Origin of the sequence: Arenimonas sp. MALMAid1274, from assembly GCF_049195245.1 — a bacterium.
Taxonomy (GTDB): domain Bacteria; phylum Pseudomonadota; class Gammaproteobacteria; order Xanthomonadales; family Xanthomonadaceae; genus Arenimonas.
Map to the genome: position 1 here is coordinate 1 of NZ_JBMIRR010000027.1, position 19548 is coordinate 19548.

Annotated in this window: 20 protein-coding genes; 16 read left to right on the forward strand and 4 right to left on the reverse strand. The window is 70.0% G+C overall.

Annotation, left to right across the window (positions count from 1 at the left end):
• From ACOQFR_RS08320 to ACOQFR_RS08330, 3 genes are all read left to right on the forward strand, one after another.
• Positions 1-3081, forward strand: a 3081-nt coding sequence (locus ACOQFR_RS08320) for a response regulator (RefSeq protein WP_421380676.1), incomplete at its 5' end; no start/stop codon positions are given.
• Positions 3074-4900 (forward strand): chemotaxis protein CheB, encoded by a 1827-nt coding sequence (locus ACOQFR_RS08325; protein WP_421380679.1) that lies wholly within the window; start codon positions 3074-3076, stop codon positions 4898-4900. The genes ACOQFR_RS08320 and ACOQFR_RS08325, both read left to right, overlap by 8 nt.
• 22 nt (positions 4901-4922) lie before the next feature.
• Entirely contained in the window at positions 4923-5390 is a 468-nt protein-coding gene (locus ACOQFR_RS08330) for a chemotaxis protein CheW (protein WP_421380682.1), read from the forward strand.
• A gap of 57 nt (positions 5391-5447) precedes the next feature.
• Here the strand turns inward: ACOQFR_RS08330 and ACOQFR_RS08335 are convergent, their stop codons facing one another.
• Positions 5448-6185: a 16S rRNA (uracil(1498)-N(3))-methyltransferase gene (locus ACOQFR_RS08335; protein ID WP_421380685.1), complete on the reverse strand. Its 738-nt coding sequence runs from the start codon at positions 6183-6185 to the stop codon at positions 5448-5450.
• Entirely contained in the window at positions 6182-7585 is a 1404-nt protein-coding gene (bioA, locus tag ACOQFR_RS08340; RefSeq protein WP_421380688.1) for an adenosylmethionine--8-amino-7-oxononanoate transaminase, read from the reverse strand. Before bioA ends, ACOQFR_RS08335 begins: the two co-directional genes overlap by 4 nt.
• 78 nt (positions 7586-7663) lie before the next feature.
• On the opposite strand from bioA, the gene nudE reads away from it, so the two are divergent.
• The 5 genes from nudE to ACOQFR_RS08365 are packed head-to-tail and all read left to right on the forward strand — an operon-like array spanning position 7664 to position 10744.
• Entirely contained in the window at positions 7664-8248 is a 585-nt protein-coding gene (gene nudE / locus ACOQFR_RS08345) for an ADP compounds hydrolase NudE (RefSeq protein WP_421380691.1), read from the forward strand.
• Positions 8245-9045 (forward strand): 3'(2'),5'-bisphosphate nucleotidase CysQ, encoded by an 801-nt coding sequence (gene cysQ / locus ACOQFR_RS08350; protein WP_421380694.1) that lies wholly within the window; start codon positions 8245-8247, stop codon positions 9043-9045. Before nudE ends, cysQ begins: the two co-directional genes overlap by 4 nt.
• Positions 9038-9850: a nucleoside triphosphate pyrophosphohydrolase gene (mazG, locus tag ACOQFR_RS08355; protein ID WP_421380697.1), complete on the forward strand. Its 813-nt coding sequence runs from the start codon at positions 9038-9040 to the stop codon at positions 9848-9850. The genes cysQ and mazG overlap by 8 nt, the downstream gene beginning before the upstream one ends.
• Positions 9851-9905: 55 nt before the next feature.
• Entirely contained in the window at positions 9906-10211 is a 306-nt protein-coding gene (locus ACOQFR_RS08360; RefSeq protein WP_421380700.1) for an Mpo1-like protein, read from the forward strand.
• A gap of 23 nt (positions 10212-10234) precedes the next feature.
• Positions 10235-10744 carry a hypothetical protein gene (locus ACOQFR_RS08365; protein WP_421380703.1) on the forward strand — a complete coding sequence of 170 codons (510 nt, stop codon included), beginning with the start codon at positions 10235-10237 and terminating at the stop codon, positions 10742-10744.
• Here the strand turns inward: ACOQFR_RS08365 and ACOQFR_RS08370 are convergent, their stop codons facing one another.
• A complete protein-coding gene (locus ACOQFR_RS08370) occupies positions 10745-11092 on the reverse strand; it encodes a DMT family protein (RefSeq protein WP_421380706.1) in 348 nt (115 codons plus the stop codon).
• 133 nt (positions 11093-11225) lie between these two features.
• On the opposite strand from ACOQFR_RS08370, the gene ACOQFR_RS08375 reads away from it, so the two are divergent.
• The 6 genes from ACOQFR_RS08375 to ACOQFR_RS08400 all read left to right on the forward strand — a co-directional run bounded on the left by ACOQFR_RS08375 (position 11226) and on the right by ACOQFR_RS08400 (position 17879).
• A complete protein-coding gene (locus ACOQFR_RS08375; RefSeq protein WP_421380709.1) occupies positions 11226-11936 on the forward strand; it encodes a response regulator transcription factor in 711 nt (236 codons plus the stop codon).
• A gap of 15 nt (positions 11937-11951) precedes the next feature.
• Positions 11952-13259, forward strand: coding sequence for a sensor histidine kinase (locus ACOQFR_RS08380; protein ID WP_421380712.1), 1308 nt, complete (start codon positions 11952-11954; stop codon positions 13257-13259).
• Between the two features lie 102 nt (positions 13260-13361).
• Positions 13362-14858 (forward strand): efflux RND transporter periplasmic adaptor subunit, encoded by a 1497-nt coding sequence (locus ACOQFR_RS08385; protein WP_421380715.1) that lies wholly within the window; start codon positions 13362-13364, stop codon positions 14856-14858.
• The gene (locus ACOQFR_RS08390) at positions 14855-15562 is read left to right on the forward strand and encodes an ABC transporter ATP-binding protein (protein ID WP_421380718.1); all 708 of its coding nucleotides are present in this window, start codon (positions 14855-14857) and stop codon (positions 15560-15562) included. The genes ACOQFR_RS08385 and ACOQFR_RS08390 overlap by 4 nt, the downstream gene beginning before the upstream one ends.
• A complete protein-coding gene (locus tag ACOQFR_RS08395; protein WP_421380721.1) occupies positions 15559-16857 on the forward strand; it encodes an ABC transporter permease in 1299 nt (432 codons plus the stop codon). Before ACOQFR_RS08390 ends, ACOQFR_RS08395 begins: the two co-directional genes overlap by 4 nt.
• Before the next feature lie 77 nt (positions 16858-16934).
• Entirely contained in the window at positions 16935-17879 is a 945-nt protein-coding gene (locus ACOQFR_RS08400) for an isoaspartyl peptidase/L-asparaginase family protein (RefSeq protein ID WP_421380724.1), read from the forward strand.
• Between the two features lie 99 nt (positions 17880-17978).
• On the opposite strand, the gene ACOQFR_RS08405 is transcribed toward ACOQFR_RS08400, so the two are convergent.
• Positions 17979-18371 (reverse strand): hypothetical protein, encoded by a 393-nt coding sequence (locus ACOQFR_RS08405; RefSeq protein WP_421380727.1) that lies wholly within the window; start codon positions 18369-18371, stop codon positions 17979-17981.
• Positions 18372-18475: 104 nt separating this feature from the next.
• Here ACOQFR_RS08405 and ACOQFR_RS08410 point away from each other — a divergent pair, with 104 nt between their 5' ends.
• Both ACOQFR_RS08410 and ACOQFR_RS08415 read left to right on the forward strand, forming a co-directional pair.
• Positions 18476-19087, forward strand: coding sequence for an RNA polymerase sigma factor (locus ACOQFR_RS08410; RefSeq protein ID WP_421380730.1), 612 nt, complete (start codon positions 18476-18478; stop codon positions 19085-19087).
• Positions 19088-19114: 27 nt separating this feature from the next.
• Positions 19115-19492: a VOC family protein gene (locus ACOQFR_RS08415; RefSeq protein ID WP_421380733.1), complete on the forward strand. Its 378-nt coding sequence runs from the start codon at positions 19115-19117 to the stop codon at positions 19490-19492.
• Positions 19493-19548 lie beyond the last annotated feature (56 nt).

A 19548-nucleotide genomic window follows, 5' to 3' on the forward strand; every position in this document is an offset into this window, starting at 1 on the left:
GCTGAAGCCGCTGCCGCCGAAGCCGCTGCCGCCGAAGCCGCCGCCGCCGAAGCCGCCGCCGCCGAAGCCGCCGCTGCCGAAGCCGCTGCTGCCGACGCAGCGGTTTTGGGCAATGACGATTTCTATGGCATGAGCCTGGAAGAACTCGAGGCGCTTACCTCGCCTGAGCCCGCCACGCCGCTCGCCACGAATGAGGCGACGATCGACTCGGAGGCCACCGAGCGCGCCGATCTCGACCTGGTCGGATTCGAGGTTTCGGATCTGGGCATCGACGAACGCGCGCTTTCCGACGCGCTGGCCGCCGAAATTCCGGAGGGGGTCCTCACCGACACCTCTACCGAAGGGGCTGCTGCGGAAGCCGCTGCTGCGGAAGCCGCTGCTGCTGAAGCCGCTGCTGCCGAAGCCGCTGCTGCCGAAGCCGCTGCCGCCGAAGCCGCTGCTGCCGAAGCTGCCGCCGCAGAGGCTGCCGCCGCCGAAGCAGAAGCCGCCGAAGCGGCTGAAGCCGAAGCCCAGGCCGCTGCCGCCGAAACCGCGGCTGCCGCTCTCGCGGCCGCCACGACCGGGGCAACCGCAACTGACGAACCCCAGCCCGCCAGCCGCGTGCAGGTGCCCCTGGCCCTGGATCCGGACGATCCGGACGCGGAGCTCGACACCAGCGACATCGATGTGGACCTGCTGGACATCTTCCTGGAAGAGTCCGGCGACCTGCTCGACCATTCCGACGGCCTGCTCGCCAACCTGCGCGAGAAGACCACCGACCGTGAGCTCGTGGTCGGCCTGCAGCGCGACCTGCACACGCTCAAGGGCGGCGCACGCATGGCCGGCATCTTCGCCATCGGCGAGCTGGGCCACGCCATGGAGTCGCTGCTCGAGGTCGTGGCCGAAGGCCGTCGCGAGCTGACCCAGACCGGCGTGGTCGTGCTCGAGCGCGCTTTCGACCGCCTGCACGGCATGGTGACCCGCGTCGCCGACCGCAAGGCGATCGTGCTGCCGGCCAACCTGATCGGCCAGATCGATGCCCTGGCCAAGGGCAAGGCGCTGTCCGAGGTCGAGACCAGCGCCCCGGTCGCGCCCATCACCGAACGCACCAACACCGCCACCACCGCGCTCGACCGCAAGGCCGCCGCCGCGGAGGAAGCCGCCGTCGCGCGTGTCGCGCCGGTGCGTACCGGTGCGGCCAACGAAATGGCGCCGCTGTCGGCGCCGATCGAAGGCCTGGGCGAGGAAGACGACGGCACCGGCGTGCGCGCCCCGCAGGAACAGGTGCGCATCCGCGCCGACCTGCTCGACCGCCTGGTGAACTACGCCGGCGAGGTGGCTATCTACCGCGCCCGCCTGGAACAGCAGCTTGGCGCCTTCCGCGCGAACCTGGGTGAACTCGGCCAGACGACGACCCGCCTGCGCGAACAGCTGCGCAAGCTCGACATCGAGACCGAAGCCCAGATCATGGCGCGCTACCAGCGCGAGGGCGAGACCAACGAGGAAACCTTCGATCCGCTGGAGCTCGACCGCTTCACCACCCAGCAGCAGCTGTCGCGCTCGCTGGCCGAGTCCGCGGCCGACCTGGTCAGCCTGCAGGGCTCGCTGGACGACCTGACGCGCCAGTACGAAACCCTGCTGCTGCAGCAGTCGCGCGTCAGCTCGGACCTGCAGGAAGGCCTCATGCGCACGCGCATGGTGCCCTTCGATGCCCTGGTGCCGCGCCTGCGCCGCGTGTTGCGCCAGTCGGGCAGCGATACCGGCAAGCAGGTCAACCTGAAGGTGGACGGCGCCGCCGGCGAAATGGACCGCAACGTCCTGGACCGCATGACCGCGCCGCTGGAACACATGCTGCGCAACGCCGTCGCGCACGGCCTGGAAGTGCCGGCCGATCGCCGCAAGGCGAAGAAGGCCGAAGAAGGCACGGTCCGCATCCAGGTGCAGCGTGAAGGTTCCGAAGTCGTGCTCAAGGTCAGCGACGATGGCCGCGGCCTGGACAAGGAAGCCATCCGCAGGAAGGCGATCGAGCGCGGCCTGCTCAAGGCCGAGGCCGAAGTCTCCGACGCCACGCTTTACGGCTTCATCCTCGAGACCGGTTTCTCCACCGCCGAATCGGTCAGCCGCCTGGCCGGTCGCGGCGTCGGCATGGACGTGGTCTACAGCGAAATCCGCCAGCTCGGCGGCTCGCTCAGCATCGAGTCCGAAGTCGGCAAGGGCAGCACCTTCACCATCCGACTGCCGTTCACGCTCGCCGTTACCCAGGCCGTGTTCGTCAAGATCGGCGACACCAGCTTCGCGGTGCCGATCGCCTCGGTGCAGGGCGTGGGCCGCATGGGTCGCGCCGAGCTCGAGAAGCAGCTGGCCACCGACACGCCCAGCTTCATGTACGCCGGCGAGTCCTACGCCATCCACGACCTGGGTCGACTGATCGGCCATGCGCCGGCCAAGGCACAGGACAGCCTGCAGATGCCCGTGCTGCTCGCCCGTTCCGGCGACCTGCGCGCCGCGATCTGCATCGACCAGGTGCTGGGCAGCAAGGAAATCGTGGTCAAGCCGGTGGGTCCGCAGGTCAACTCGATCCCGGGCATCTTCGGCGCCACCATCATGGGCGACGGCCGCGTGGTGGTGATCCTGGACGTCGCGCCGCTGGTGCGCCGCCAGGCCAACATCGACCGCAACGCGATCGTGGTCGCGCCGGCCCCGGCCGCGCCGGTCCGCCGCATCCCGGCGGTGATGGTGGTGGACGACTCGATCACCATGCGCAAGGTCACCGGCCGCGTGCTGGAACGCCACAACATGGAAGTGCTGACGGCGAAGGACGGCGTGGACGCGATCGAGAAGATGGCCGAGCGCGTGCCCGACCTGATGCTGCTCGACATCGAAATGCCGCGCATGGACGGCTACGAGCTCGCGCAGAACATGAAGTCCGACCCGCGCCTGAAGGACGTGCCGATCATCATGATCACCTCGCGTACCGGCGACAAACACCGCCAGCGCGCGTTCGACATCGGCGTCAACCGCTACCTCGGCAAGCCGTACCAGGAAGTGGAGCTGATGCGGAACGTGTTCGAAATGCTGGGCGTGGAGCCGGTCAATGCTTGAGTCGCCGGTTCGTGTAGCGCTGCTCGCCCGCCCGGGCGAGGCCCGTGACCAGCTGCGCCGCGCCCTGGCCGAACTGGGCGCGCAGATGGTGGCCGAAGGCGATCCGGCCGAGCTCGATCCTGGCATCGTCGCGGGTGAAAACCCGTCGGTGGTGCTGGTCAGCCTCGAGCCGGCGATGGAGGATGCGCTGGCGCGTTTCGACGACCTGCTGGCGGCGCCCGGCATCGAAGTGATGTACGACGATGCCGAAGTCACGCGCCTGCTCGATGGCTGGGACCTGGCGCGCTGGGCCCGCCACCTGGCCGCGAAGCTGGTCGGCAGCGACCTGCTGCCGCCGCCGCCCGGTGGCGCCGACCACCTGCCCGAATTCGACCTGTCGCTGGAGCCCGGCGCACCGCCGACGCCCGCGCAGGAAATGCAGCACGAAAAGCTTGAGGACTACGCGGCCGAATCGCTGGACCTGTCGGACTGGGTGCCCAGCAATCCCTCGCTCGCCAGCGAGCCGGTGGCGGCGGAAGACGCGCCAACCGCTGCGGCATCCGCGGACGAGGATCTCGCGCTCGACCTGGACCTGGACCTGGGCGATCTCGAGCAAGCCATGGGTCGCCTGCAGGAAGACGCGCCCGCCGCGCCTGCCGCCGGCAGGTTCCCCGAATCCACGCTGACGCTGGAAGACGTGCCCTCGGAAACGATGGACGCCGCGGCGCCGGAGCTGTCGCTGGAAGACGAGCCGACGGACGCCGTTACCCCGGCGTCGTCGGACAGCACACTGTCCCTGGAAGACGAGCTGTCGTTCGATGCCGGTGCGCTGGACATCGACCTGTCGGCCCTGCCGGAGGACGGCGCGCCGATGGCGGTCGCCGCCGACGAGCTGAGCCTGGCCGACGAAGAACCGCTGCTGGTCGACATGGAGCTGCCCAGCGAACCCGTGAAGTTCTCGTCCTACAGCGATGAGGAAACCTCGCTCGGCGAGCAGATGGACGACGACGTCGCGGCGCTGGCCGCGCAGCTGGAAGCCTTCGAGGCGCAGGACCAGCGCCAGTCGGCCAGCCAGCCCGACTTCATGGCCGCCGCGCCCACCGAACGCGCCGAGCCGGCGTCGGAGCCTGCGAAGGCCGCCGCCGCGCCCGGCTTCGGATCCAGCTTCGGCTCGCTCGAACTGATGCCGATGGACGCCGATGTGTCGGCCCCGGCACCCGCCGCCGAGCCGCCCCCGCTGATGCCGGCCGCGCCGCCGCCGCCGCGCTCGGCCACGCTGAGCCTGGCCGACGCCGAATCCACCGGCAACAACGCCACCGCACGCGGTGCCCTGCTGGTGCTCGCCGGTCTGGGCGGTCCCGATGCGGTGCGCCAGCTGCTGGCCGTGCTGCCGCCGACGCTGCCGGTGCCGGTGTTGCTTTACCAGCACCTGGATACCGGCAAACACGACCGCCTCGTCGGGCAGCTGGCCAAGGCCAGTGGCCTGCCGTTGGACCTGGCCGCCGAAGGCAAGTTGGCCTTCCCGGGCCGGGTGGCCGTGCTCCAGCCCGGCGTCGGCGTGCACTTCAGCGAAGACAGTTTCACCTTCACCCGTGTCGAGCAGCTGGCCAGCGTGGTGTCGGCGCTGCCCGCGGCCGACAGCGCAGTGCTGGTGCTCAGCGGCGCCGACCCGGCCGTGCTGCCGGCGGTGCTGGCACTGCAGTCCGAAGGTGCCTTCATCCTGGCCCAGGACCCCAGCCTCTGCTTCGACGCAGTCTCGGCCCAGGCCGTGATCGACGCCGGCGCCATTGCCGCCAGCCCGTCGGAACTGGCGCGCCTGGTCATCGAACGCTGGAAATGAAGAACGTTCCCGGAGCCTACCCATGACTACCCAGCGCGATATCCGCGGCGTGTTGATCACGGTGACCCACGGTCGCCTGCTGTTGCCCAATGCCAGCGTGGCCGAGGTCATCACCTACTCCGAGCCCGAAGCGGTCGAGAATGCACCCGAGTGGCTCCTGGGCCGCGTGCGCTGGCGCGGCTGGCGGCTGCCGCTGCTGTCGTTCTCGCGCCTGGCCGGCTGGTCGGAGGAAGACGGCCACCTGGGCGCGAAGGTGGCCGTGCTCAAGGCCCTGGGGAACAACCCCAAGCTGCCCTTCTTCGCCATCCTGTCGCAGGGCTTCCCGCGCCTGGTCACGGTGTCCACCACCGCGCTCAATGAGCTGCACGATATGAAGCAACTGCCGCTGGGCGTGCACTCGCGGGTGACGCTCAACGATGATCCGGCGGCGGTGCCCGACCTGATGAGCGTGGAGCTGATGATTTCCAAGGCGCTGCAGCAGGCCGCCTGAGTCCGCCGCGCTTTCTTCCACGACGCCCGCCTCGCGCGGGCGTCGTCGTTTCCGGGTTCAGCCGGCCAGGTCGCCGTGCAGCACCTGCAGCGCGGCGATGGCGGCCAGCCCGGCGGTTTCGGTGCGCAGCACGCGCGGACCCAGGCGCAGGCCGCGGAAGCCGGCCGCGCGCAGCGTGGCCAGGTCGCGTTCGGACAGTCCGCCTTCGGGGCCGACGACCAGGGCCACCGTGTCGCCGGGCTTCAGCGTGAGCCCACGCAGGTCGAGTTCGCCGCTGGGATCCAGCGCCAGTCGGTGCGTGGCGGACTCACGCGAGGCGTACTCCGCCAGGGCGACCGGCTCGGCCAGCGCGGGCAGCACGGCACGGCCGCTCTGTTCGCAGGCGGCAGCCACCACGCCTTGCCAGTGCGCCATGCGCTTGGCCGCGCGCTCACCGTCGAGCTTCACCTCGGTGCGTTCGCTCACCACGGTGGCGAAGGCCGCCACGCCCAGCTCGGTGGCCTTCTGCAGCACCAGGTCCATCTTCTCGCCGCGTGCCAGGCCCTGGGCCAGGGTGATGTGCAGCCCGGATTCGCGCGCGACCGGCTCGCGCGACAACACTTCGGCCTCGGCGCCGCGCTTGGCGGCGGACAGCAGGCGGGCTGCATAGTCGTAACCATCGCCATTGAACAGCTCGAAGCGGTCGCCGGGGGCCAGTCGCAGAACGCGCACCAGGTGGGTGCTGGTGTCCTCGGGCAGGTCGAGCCGACGGCCGATGGCCAGGGGCTGGTCCACGTGGCAGCGGATGGTCCTCATGCGCGGGTCGCCTCTTCGATGGCCGAGGCTGTGACCGCGGCGAGGTGTTCGAGTTCCGCGTCGCCCACGCAGTACGGGGGCATCCAGTACAGCACGTCGCCCAGCGGGCGCAGCAGCACGCCGCGCTCCAGCGCGTGCCGGTAGGCGCGCAGGCCGCGGCGCTCGGCGGCGGGGAAGGGCGCGCGCGTGCGCCGGTCCGCCACCAGCTCGATCGCCAGGATCATGCCGGTCTGGCGCAGGTCCGCCACGTTCGCATGCGCCGCGAAGGGCCGGGCCAGCGCCGCCATGCGGGCGGCGGTGGCGCGGTTGCGCACCAGCACGTCGTCGCTGTCGAAGATGGCCAGCGAGGCCAGGGCCGCGGCGCAGCCCAGCGGGTTGCCGGTGTAGCTGTGCGAATGCAGGAAGCCGCGCTCGCGCGCGTCGTCCAGGAAGGCGTCGTACACCGCGGCGGTGGTCAGCACCGCCGACATCGGCAGGAAGCCGCCGGTCAGGCCCTTGGACAGGCACAGAAAATCGGGCGTGATGCCGGCCTGCTCGCAGGCGAACAGGGTGCCGGTGCGACCGAAGCCGACTGCGATCTCGTCGGCGATCAGGTGCGCGCCGTGGGCGTCGCAGATTTCGCGCGCGCGCCTCAGGTAGGCCGGATGGTGCATGCGCATGCCGCCCGCGCACTGCACCAGCGGCTCCAGGATCAGGGCGCAGACCTGGCCTTCGTGCGCCGCGAACAGGTCCGCCAGCTGCCCGGCGCGACGCAGGGCGCAGGCCTCGGCCGATTCCCCGGGCTCGGCCTCGTAGGCGTCGGGCGAGGGCGCGAACAGCGGCTCCAGCAGCAGCGGCGCATACACGCGGCGGTACAGCGGAATGTCGCCCATCGACAGCGCGCCGAGGGTTTCGCCGTGGTAGCCGTTGCCCAGTGCGATGAAGCGCGTGCGCCCGGCCTGGCCGCGGTTGGCGTGGCTGTGGAAGCTCATCTTGAGCGCGATTTCCACCGCCGCCGAGCCGTTGTCGCCGTAGAAGACCCGCGCCAGGCCAGGCGGCGCCTTGGCCAGCAGCGCCTCGGCCAGGGCAAGCCCGGGGGCGTGGGAAAACCCGGCGTAGATCACGTGCTCCAGTTCGTGCGCCTGGGCGGCGATGGCGTCGGCGATGCGCGGCTCGGCGTGGCCGAACAGGTTGGTCCACCAGCTGCTGACCGCGTCCAGGTAGCGGGTGCCGTCCACGCCTTCAAGCCAGGCGCCGCGGCCGCGCCGGATCGGCACCAGCGGCAGCGTGTGCGGGTGCTCCTTCATCTGCGTGCACGGGTGCCAGACCACGGCCAGGTCGCGGTCGCGCCAGGCCTGGGCTTCGGCGCGTTGCCGCGCGGTGTCGGGGTCGGCCCCGGGAACGAGAGGTGGCTGCGTCATGCCGGGGATGATCCGTGGCCCGGCCCGGCCTGTCCACGCCGACGGGACGGGTGGCCGGGCAGCGGCTAGAATCGTCCCATGCCCGATCATCCCACGCCCCCGCGCGACACGGCCGCGCCGCGCGCCCTGCCCACCATCCACGGCATCGAGACCCAGGACAACGGGCACTCGCGCCGCGAGCTGCTGGACCTGGAGTTCAGCAACGGCGAACGCCGGCGCTACGAGCGCATCAAGAGCGGCGGGCACGGGTCGGTGATCATCGCGGCTATATCCGACAAGGACACGGTGCTGCTGGTGCGCGAATACTCGGCGGGCGTGCACCGCTACGAGCTGGGCCTGCCCAAGGGCCGCATGGACGCCGGTGAATCGGTGCTCGACGCCGCCAACCGCGAGCTGAAGGAGGAAGTGGGTTTCGGCGCGCGCAAGCTGACGCGCCTGCGCTCGATCACGCTGGCGCCGGGCTACATGAACCACGAGATCCACCTGGTGCTGGCCGAGGACCTGTACCCCGAGCGGCTGCCCGGCGACGAGCCCGAGGAGCTGGAGGTCGTGCCCTGGCGCCTGGACGCGCTGCACGAACTGATGCTGCGCGAGGACTGCTCGGAAGGGCGTTCGCTGGCATCGCTGTTCGTGGTGCGCGAAGTGCTGAGGCTGCGGGCATGAGCACGCTGCGCGAGGGCTGCATCGCGCTGGCGCGGGCCGCCGGTGACGCCATCCTGGTTGTGTACGCGCAGGACTTCGACGTCGTCAGCAAGGACGATGCCTCGCCCCTGACGCAGGCCGACCTGGCCTCGCACCACATCATCGTCGAGGGACTGAAGGCGCTGGCGCCGGACATCCCGGTGCTCAGCGAGGAGGACGCCGGCATCCCCTGGTCGCAGCGGCGGGCCTGGACCCGGCACTGGCTGGTGGATCCGCTGGACGGCACCCGCGAGTTCGTCAAGAAGAACGGCGAGTTCACCGTCAACATCGCACTGATCGAAGACGGGCGGCCGGTGCTGGGCGTGGTCTATGCGCCGGTCACCGACTACCTGCTGCATGCCGAGGCGGGCGTCGGCGCCTTCCTTCGGCGCGACGGGCAGGACATCGCCATCACCACGCGGCGCCCGGCCACCACGCCGCTGCGCGTGGCGGCCAGCCGCTCGCACCTGGACGAACGCACCGCCGCCGCGCTGGAGCGCATGGGCGAGACCGAACGCCATGGCCTGGGCTCTTCCCTGAAGTTCTGCCGCATCGCCGAGGGCCGCATGGACGTTTATCCGCGCTTCGGCCCCACCAGCGAGTGGGATACCGCTGCCGCGCAGTGCGTTCTCGAGGCCGCGGGCGGCGCCGTGCTGCGTCTGGACGGCGCGCCGCTGGACTACAACCGCAAGGAAAACATCCTCAATCCCGACTTCATCGCGCTGGGCGACGTGGACCTGCCCTGGCGCGACTGGCTGGGCGGACCCGTGCATGGCTGAGATCGACGAACTGCTCAGCATCATGGCGCGCCTGCGCGATCCCGAGCGTGGCTGCCCCTGGGACGTGGCGCAGGATTTCAGCACGGTGGCGCCCTACACGATCGAGGAAGCCTACGAAGTGGCCGACGCGATCCAGCGCGGCGACATGGCCGAACTGCGCGACGAGCTGGGCGACCTGCTGCTGCAGGTGGTGTTCCATGCGCGCATGGCGGAAGAGGCGGGGCATTTCGCCTTCGGCGACGTGGCGGCGGCGATCAACGAGAAGATGGTGCGCCGGCATCCGCATGTGTTCGGCGATGTCGCGGCGCAGGCCGATGCCGAATCCCAGCTGGCCAACTGGGAAGAGCTCAAGCGCGCCGAGCGCAAGGCGCGTGGCGAAGAGGACACCAGCGTGCTGGCCGGCATTGCCCGCGGCCTGCCGGAATGGCAGCGCGCGGTGAAGCTGCAGAAGCGCGCGGCCACCGTGGGCTTCGACTGGCCGGGGCCGGCGCCGGTGATCGCCAAGCTGCACGAGGAGATCGAGGAAGTGCGGGTCGAGTTCGACGCGGTGGCCGCAGGCGATGCCGCCGCGCGCGACCGGCTGGAGGACGAGCTGGGCGACGTGCTGTTCGTGGTGGCGAATTTGACGCGCCACGCGAAGGTGGATTTCGGGGCGGCGCTGCGGCGGGCCAACCAGAAGTTCGAGCGGCGGTTCCGGCGGATGGAAGCGCTGGCGGCCGCGGACGGCGTGAACCTGGCCGACCTTTCGCTGGACGATCAGGACGCCTACTGGAACCGCGCCAAGGCCGAGGAAAAGCCGGCCTGATGCCACAGGGCTGGTTTTGCGCCAGAATCAGGCATCGCCCCGCCGGAGCCACGCCATGAGCCAGGCCTTCGCCAGTTTCCGCGAGTTCTATCCCTACTATCTTTCCGAACATTCCAACCAAACGTGCCGTCGCCTGCATTTCGTCGGCAGCTGCATCGTGCTTGGCTTCGTCGCCGCCGCCATTGTGACGCTCAACGCCTGGTGGCTGCTGGCGGCCCTTTTCAGCGGCTACGCCTTCGCTTGGGTCGGGCACTTCTTCTTCGAGAAGAACAAGCCCGCCACGTTCAAATACCCCTTCTATTCCTTCGCCGGCGACTGGGTCATGTTCAAGGACATGCTCACCGGCAGGATCAGGCTTTGATCGGAGCCCAGGCGCACCCAGGGGTGGCCATCTTGCTGGCAGTGAGCATGATTGGCTGTGCTCAAGGCCCCAGCCGGGTTGAAGACGATGCTGTGCCACCCATCGAAGCGTCACAGTTCGCGCTTTCCGCGCAATGCTTCGACGCATGGGATCGGCTTTTGGACGAGTGGCTGGCTCAGGGAGGGGGTGTTCGAGCCACTATCGCCCAAACCAGAGCGGAGATCGGATCGAACGGCTCACGGCTGGCGGATATTCTTCGCGAGGCGTGGAGCGTTGCGTCGACGGCGGAGCATGGGGACTTGAAGGTATCGGTTCCTGGCATCTCGTTCTCGAATGCGGCGAGGCGTCACGTCCCCAAGGACTGCGCCGCTTACGTGTGGCTCGTGCCGCTGTTCAACAACCGCACCGATGTTTTTCCTGCGCCGGTCGAAGCTTCCCTTCTCCAGCAAGCACCCATCGCATCGCGGGAAGACAGGCCGGCGATGGCTCAGTGGGTGGTGACCCAACTGCTGGCGCCGGGCCAGCCGCACTGACTACTCCAGGAAGATCAGGAACGCGGCGACGATGATCAGGGCGAAGCCGGCGATGTGGTTCCACTTGATCTGCTCGCCCAGGTACCAGATCGAAAACCCCGCGAAGACGACCAGGGTCAGGATTTCCTGCATGCCCTTGAGCTGAGGCGCGGTGTAGACGGCGTGGCCCATGCGGTTGGCGGGCACCTGCAGGCAGTACTCGAAGAAGGCGATGCCCCAGCTGGCGAAGATGACGATCCAGATCGGGCTGGCCTTGTACTTCAGGTGCCCGTACCAGGCGAAGGTCATGAAGACGTTGGAAGCCAGCAGCAGCAGGATCGGGGTGACGTAGGCGCTCAGGGTCGGCATGGGGGCGGCACGTGGGAAGGGTGGGGATAGCCTAGCCTCACGCGGGCTTGCCGAGTCTTTCACACCGGAATCACCGTCGCCCCGGTGTAATCTTCACAAAGCTGAAGACATTCTCTTCACATCGGAGATCCCCATGCGACGCGACGATCCGGCCGGCCTCATCCTGGTGGTGGAAGACAACCGCAACCTGTCCGAGATGGTGGGCGAGTACCTGGAATCCAAAGGTTTCGGCGTGGACTACGCCGGCGACGGCATGGACGGCTACCGCCTCGCCGCCGACAACAGCTACGACGTGATCGTGCTCGACCTGATGCTGCCGCGGCTGGACGGCCTGGAAGTCTGCCGCCGCCTGCGCAACGAAGCCAAGAAGTCCACGCCGGTGCTGATGCTGACCGCCCGCGACACCCTCAACGACAAGGTCAACGGCCTCGAGGCCGGCGCCGACGACTATCTGGTCAAGCCCTTCGCGATCCAGGAACTCGAGGCCCGCGTGCGCGCACTGATCCGCCGCGACCGCCGCCAGGTCAGCGCCGAAGTGCTGAAGGTGGCCGACCTGGTGCTCGACACCGCCAGCCTGCGCGTCACCCGCGCCGGCCAAGAGATCGCGCTGTCGCCGATCGGCCTGCGCCTGCTCACGATCCTGATGCGCGAATCGCCGCGCGTGGTGACCCGCCGCGACATCGAGCGCGAGATCTGGGGCGACGGCCTGCCCGACTCCGACACCCTGCGCAGCCACCTGTACAACCTGCGCAAGGCCATCGACCGTCCGTTCGACCGGCCGCTGCTGCACACCGTGCAGACCGCCGGCTACCGCGTGGCCGACCTCGACGCGCCGCCCGCCTGATCCGGCGACGCAAGGATGCCCAACGCCCGCACCGGCCTGCGCCGCAAGATCTGGGTCGCCTTCATCCTGCAGGCGGCGGCGATCAGTTTCGCCGCCGTGCTGGGCGTGTATGGCGCCTCGGCCGTGCTCAAGCATGTCCTGATCCAGCGCGCGCTGCAGGAAGAAGCCTCCCATTACTGGGAGCGGCTGGCGAAGGACAGCCAGGCCCAGGTGCCCGACACCTACAACATGACCGGCTTCCTGATCCCGGCCGGTGGCAGCACCGATCCGTTGCCGGGCCCGCTCAGGCAGCTTCCGGTCGGCTTCCACAGCCTGCCGCGCGCGCAGGGCGGGTCGCTGGTGCTGGTGGAGAAGGATTCCAATGGCCACCTGCTGTACCTGCTGTTCAAGCAGGAACAGGTGGACAGCCTCGCCTTCTGGTTCGGCATGGCGCCGCTGGCGATCGTGCTGGTGGTGATCTACGTGATCGCCTGGAGTACCTACCGCACGTCCAAACGCGCCGTGTCGCCGGTGATCTGGCTCGCCGGCCAGGTACAGCGCTGGGACCCCAAAAAACCCGAATCCAGCGCGCTGCGTCCCGAGAACCTGCCGGTGGACGTGGAAGGAGAAACGCTGGTGCTGGCCTCGTCGCTGCACGACTTCGCCAGCCGCATCGAAAGTTTCGTCGAACGCGAGCGCGACTTCACCCGCGACGCCTCGCACGAGCTGCGCACGCCGCTGACCGTGATCCGCGTTGCCGGCGACATGATGGAAAGCGACGAGGGCCTGACGCCGATGTCGCGCCGCGCGCTCAAGCGCATCCAGGGCGCGGGTCGCGACATGGAGGCCTTGATCGAGGCCTTCCTGATCCTCGCGCGCGAAGGCGACACCGGCCTGCCCGACGACGACTTCGCGGTCAGCGAGGTCGTGACCGAGGAGGTCGACAAGGCCCGCACCCTGCTGGGAAACAAGGACGTGACGCTCGAGCTGGTGCAGCAGGCCGACTTCCAGCTGCATGCGCCGGCCCGCGTGCTGTCCGTCCTGCTGGGCAACCTGCTCCGCAACGCCTGCCACTACACCGACGAGGGCCGCATCACGGTCACGGTGCGGCGCGGCAGCATCGCCGTGACCGATACCGGCGTGGGCATGAACGAGGAAGAGCTTTCGCGCGTGTTCGAGCCCTTCTATCGCGCCGGTGACCGCAAGAAGGACGGCCAGGGCATCGGGCTGTCGATCGTGCAGCGCCTGTCGCAGCGCTACGGCTGGCCGGTGCGCCTGGACAGCGAGCCCGGTCGCGGCACCACGGCCACCATCAGCTTCCCGCACGTGCCGACCGCCGGCTGAGGCTGGTGCTGAACCGATCCGTGATCGCGGCGACCGCCCGGTCAACGCATCCGCGGCCCGGACGTTATCCTCGCCACAGCCCCGCTTCGCTCCGGAGATACGATGTCGTCCACCCCGCGCAAACCCCGCTCCACCTTCCGCTGGTGGGCAGTGATCGTGATCCTGGCCCTCGCGGCCGCCGCCTGGTGGACCTGGGGCCGGGGGCAGGGCGATGCCGCCGGCGGCTTCCGGACCGGTGCGGTGGAACGCGGCGAAGTGCGGGTGGTGATCTCGGCCACAGGCACGCTGCGCGCGACCACCACCGTGGCGGTCGGCTCGCAGGTGTCGGGGCAGGTCAAGTCGGTGGCGGTGGATTTCAACGACACCGTGACCCGCGGCCAGGTGATCGCCGAACTGGATCCGGCGCCGCTGCAGAGCCGGCTCGAGCAGGCGCAGGCCGACCTGGCCAGCGCGCGCGCCGCGGTGAATGAAGCGCAGGCCACGCTGAAGAACGCCGAGGCCGACTACTCCCGCAAGAGCGACCTGGTGTCGCGCCAGCTGATCGCCCGCAGCGAGGCCGACCTGGCCCTGGCCGCCCGCGACCAGGCCCGTGCCCGCGTCACCTCGGCCCAGGCCGCGGTGCTGCAGCGCCAGGCCGGCGTGGACAACGCGCGCCTGGACGTGGACTACACCGTCATCCGCTCGCCGGTGGACGGCGTGATCCTGCTGCGCGCGGTCGAGCCGGGCCAGACCGTGGCAGCGAGTTTCCAGACGCCGGTGCTGTTCCAGATCGCCGAAGACCTGGCGCAGATGCAGATCGACCTGAGCATCGACGAGGCCGACGTGGGCCAGATCAAGGAAGGCCTGGCGGTGTCCTTCACCGTGGATGCCTTCCCGGACCGGCAGTTCCGCGGCGAGGTGAAGCAGGTGCGGCTGTCGGCCACGTCCAATGCCAACGTGATCAGCTACCCGGTGGTGGTGCAGGTGGACAACGCCGACCAGAGCCTGCTGCCGGGCATGACCGCCAGCGCCGAGATCGTGGTCAGCCGGCGCGACGACGTGCTGCGCGTGCCCAATGCCGCGCTGCGCTTCACGCCGCCCGGCGAACAGGCACCGGCCGCGGCGGGCGGTGGCCGCGGCGGCCTCGTGCAGGAGCTGCCGCGCGTGGCCGAATCCCTTCAGCTCGACGCCACCCAGCGCGCGGCCTTCGATGCGGCGCTGGCCGAGGTTCGCGAGCGTGCTGCCGCGCGTGCCGCAGGTCGCGCCGCAACGCCGCCGCAGGGCGGCGGCATGGGCCGCGGTCCGGGCGGCGGCCAGGGCCAGGCCGCCGGCGGCGCGGGACCATCGCCTGAAGCGATGCGCCAGCGCATGGCCGAAGCGATGAACCGCAGCTTCGCGGCATTCCGCGCCAGCCTGTCGCCAGAGCAGCAGGGCCGTTGGGATGCGGAGCTGCGCGCGCTGGCCACGGCGCGCCGCGGCACCGTGTGGAAGCTGGTGGACGGCGTGCCCACCGCGGTGGCGGTGCGCCTGGGCGCCTCCGATGGCACCGTGACCGAAGTGGGCGGCGACATCGCCGAAGGCGACCAGGTCATCACCGGCCAGGAGCGCCCGGCGGCATGAGCAGCCCGGCGCCGATGATCGAGCTGACGGCACTGGGCAAGGTGTATTCGCCCGGCACGCCGGCCGAAGTGGTGGCCCTGCGCCACGTTGACCTGGTGGTGCCGCGTGGGCAGTTCCTGGCCATCATGGGCCAGTCGGGGTCGGGCAAGTCCACGATGATGAATGTCATCGGCTGCCTGGACCAGGCCAGCAGCGGCCGCTACGCCTGCGACGGCGTGGACGTGGCCACGCTCGACGCCGAGCAGCGCGCCAAGCTGCGGCTGGAGAAGATTGGCTTCGTGTTCCAGGGTTTCAACCTGCTCTCGCGCCAGACCGCGCTGGAAAACGTGATGATGCCCCTGGTGTATTCGGGCGTGCCGGTGGCCGAGCGCGCACCGCGCGCGCTGGCGGCGCTGTCGGAAGTGGGCCTGGCCGATCGCGCCGGGCACAAGCCCAGCGAGCTCTCGGGCGGACAGCAGCAGCGCGTCGCCATCGCGCGTGCGCTGATCAACCAGCCGCCGCTGCTGCTGGCCGACGAACCCACCGGCGCGCTCGACACCCGCACCGGCGAAGAGATCATGGCCCTGTTCGAACGGCTCAAGCAGGGCGGGCGCACCATCGTGCTGATCACCCACGAGCGCGACATCGCCGACCACGCCGACCGCGTTGTGGTGATGCGCGACGGCGAACTGCATGAAGAGACCGCCGCGGAGGCCGCCGCATGAAGACCTCCGACGTGCTGCGCTCGTCCATCTTCTCCCTGCGCGGCAACTGGATGCGCAGCATCCTCACCGCGCTGGGCGTGATCATCGGCATCGCCGCCGTGATCGTGATGGTGTCGGTGGGGCAGGGCACGCAGTCCGAGCTCGACCGCATGATTTCCAGCCTGGGCTCGAACCGGCTGGAGGTGTTTTCCTCGTCCTCGCGCCAGGGCAATGTGCGCGGCGGCGCGGGCAGCGCCGCCAGCCTGACCGACGACGATGCCGAGGCGATCCGCAACGAGCTGCCGGAAGTGCAGTACGTGGCCACCTCGATCCGCGGCGGCGGCCAGGTGGTGTTCGCCGAGAACAACTGGTCCACCAGCTGGCAGGGCGTGAACCCGGACTACTTCCCGGTGAACGACTGGAAGTTCGCGCTGGGCGAGGGCTTCACGCCGCGCGATTTCAGTTCGGCCGCCAAGGTGGTGGTGCTGGGGGAGACCGTACGCCGCGAGCTGTTCGGCGACGCCGACCCGATCGGCGCCACGGTGCGCCTGGGCCGCGTGCCGCTGCGGGTGGTGGGCGTGCTGTCGTCCAAGGGCCAGGGCAGCTGGGGCAATGACGCCGACGACCTGATCCTGGTGCCGCTGGAGACCGGCCGGCGCCGACTGGCCACCGCACCCTCGACCGGCGCCGTGGCGGCCACCGCCAGTGCCGCCACCACCACCGCCACGCCGGCGGCGGCACCACGGCAGGCCAACACGGTGCAGCAGATATCGGTGTCGGTGGCGCGGGCCGAGGACCTGGCTTTCGTCGAAGAGGAAATCAATGCGCTGATGCGCCAGCGCCACCGCATCAAGCCGGGCGCCGAGGACGATTTCGCGGTGCGCAACATCGCCGAGATCGTCAGCACGCGCACCGAGACCACGCGGCTGATGTCGCTGCTGCTGGGCGCCGTGGCCAGCATCTCGCTGGTGGTCGGCGGCATCGGCATCATGAACATCATGCTGGTGTCGGTGACCGAGCGCATCCGCGAGATCGGCCTGCGCATGGCCGTGGGCGCGGGGCCGCGCGAGATCCAGGCGCAGTTCCTCACCGAGGCCATGCTGATCTCGCTGGGCGGTGGATTCATCGGCATTGCGCTGGGAACGGGCGGTGCGTTGCTGGCCAGCAAGTTCGCCACCCTGCCGGTGCAGCTGGACCTGCAGGTGGTGCTGATGGCGGCGGGCTTCTCGGTGGCCACCGGCCTGTTCTTCGGCTATTACCCGGCGCGCAAGGCGGCCCAGCTCGATCCGATCGAGGCGCTGCGGCACCAGGGGTAGACTGGGGCCTGGACTGTCTGCCCGAGGCTGCCGCTGCCATGATCCGTGTCGCCCTTCTCCTGATCGGATGCCTTGCCATGCCCACGCTGGCTGCCGGATCCCGCACCGCCCTGGTCATCCACGGCGGTGCCGGCGTGATCGACCGCAACAGCCTTTCGGCCGATGACGAACGCGCGGTCCGCGCCGACCTGGATCGTGCGCTGGACGCGGGCCATGCGGTGCTGGCGCAAGGCGGCAGCGCGTTGGACGCGGTGTCGGCGGCGGTGGTGGTGCTGGAGGAGTCGCCCTGGTTCAACGCGGGCAAGGGCGCGGTGTTCAACGCCGAGGGCGGGCATGAGCTGGATGCCGCCATCATGGAGGGACACACGCGGCGTGCCGGCGCGGTGGCCGGCGTGCGTACGGTGCGCAATCCGATCCGGCTGGCGCGCGCGGTGATGGAGCATTCGCCGCACGTGATGCTGGCGGCGGGCGGGGCGGAGGCCTTCGCCGATACGCGGCCCGAGATCGCCCGTGTGGCGCCGTCGTGGTTTGACACGCCGCGGCGCCTGCAGCAGCTGGAGCAGGCGCGCCAGCGCGAGCGCAGCGGGCAGGCACAGGCGCCGGGCACCTACTTCGGCACGGTCGGCGCGGTGGCGCTGGATGCGCAGGGCCGCATCGCGGCGGCCACGTCCACCGGCGGCATGACCAACAAGCGCTGGGGCCGGGTCGGCGATGCGCCGCTGATCGGGGCCGGCACCTGGGCCGACGACCGCTGCGGCGTATCGGCCACGGGCTGGGGCGAGTTCTACATCCGGGCGGCAGTGGCGCACGACGTCTGCGCGCGCGTGGCCTACCGCGGCGACACGCTGGCGGCGGCGATGGAGGAAGTGGTGAACCGCGTCGTGCCCGCGCTGGGCGGCGATGGCGGCGCCATCGCGCTGGACCGCGAGGGCAACATCGCCATGCCCTTCAACACCAGCGGCATGTACCGCGGCTGGATCCGGCCCGACGGCAGCCGCGGGACCGCCGTGTTCGCCGAGTAGCTTACGTACCAGGTATGTTTAATTTCCTTCACACCCCGTGCCCTCGGGCACGGGGTGTGAAGGAAATTAAACATACCTGGTACGTTGGCTTCGTCGGCTTTACGACCGGAACCGGGCCCGCACCTCGGCCTTGTTGATCAGCACCAGCGTAGCCACGCCGAGGAAAGTGCCCAGCGGCACCTGCAGGCAATTGATGCCCGACACCACCGCGCACAGCATCCACTGCCGGCGCGCGGCCAGGGCCTGGGCGGCCAGCACGTTCAACACGATGCCCAGTACGCATGAAAACGCCATCACGGCGTACACGCCACGCACCAGCGACAGCACGGCGATGCCCTGGACGTCGGCGCGCGCCTGCCAGCTGCCGGGGTTGATGAAGGTGATGACCGCCCAGTAGTGCAGGCCGATGAACACCAGGCCCAGCAGGGTCATGCCCGCGAGGATGTAGTGGAAGATCACCAGCAGGCGCAGGTGTTCGTCGGTGCGGTCCATGAGCGGGTCTCCCGGGAAGACAGGCCCGTGTGGCCCGGGCGCGCGGTCCGCGAAAATATACCCGGTACACTCGGGTGTCTTCATCGGGAGCGGGATTCGGGGGCATGGATCTTGCGGGCTACCAGCGGTTGCGGGCGCAGGCGCGGCAGCTGTCGCGGCGCGAGGCCGACGTGGACGACCTGGTGCAGGACACCCTGCTGGCCGCGGTGGAGGCCGGGCGCGAGGACGAGGCCTGGCTGGCCGGCGTGATGCGTCAGCAGGCGGCGATGGCCGCGCGGGGCGCCCTGCGCCGGCGGCGGCGCGAACAGGCCGCCGGGCAGGACAGTGGCGATGCCCCGCCCGACGTGCGCCCCGGGGCCGCCGACCCGCTGCTTCGGAAGCTGCCGCCTTCGGCGCGCCGGGTCGCGGTGCTGGCCCTGCATGGCCTGCCCGCCGACGACATCCGCTGGATCCTGGGCATCGCGCCCACCGCCTTCCGGCAGCGCCTGACGCGCATCCGCCGGGCCCTGGGCGAACTGCCGCCGGCACAGCAGGCCGATGCGCTGGCCCTGGCCTACCTGCGGGATCCGGCGCGGGCGGCGGACCTGCAGTTCGGGCTGGTGCGGCGGGCGCTCAAGGCGGCCCTGGCCGGACGCGCCGGGCTGGGCACCCACGATGCCGACGGTCACCTGCTGGTGATCCGTGCTCACACCCTTTCCCCCGGCGGCAACGGATAGGCGGGAACAACCAAAAGGAGGCGTCCCATGCTCAAGGATTGCAAGGTAGGTGCGATAGTTTTCTTCGTGCTGCAGCTGGAGCGTTCGCTGGCTTTCTACCGCGACACGCTGGGCCTGGAGGTCGAGGCGGGGGAAGGCCACGACGGCCCGTTCGCGGTCGGCCAGGTCGGCGAGCTGACGCTGGTGTTCATTCCACGCCAGGCCAAGGCCGGCGACAGCCCGGTGGTGGTGTTCAACCTCGACGGCGGCATCGACGACTACGCCGAGGCCCTGGCGCGCCGAGGCGTGGAGATCGTGGTGCCGGTGAGCGAGGCGCCCGACGGCGGCCTGAGCCTGGACTTCGTCGACCCGGACCGCAACGTGCTGAGCCTGTACCAGCCCGCCGGCGCCACGCGCCGACGCTGAGACATCGAAGCCGAGATTTCGTACCAGGTATCTTTAATTTCCTTCACACACCGTGC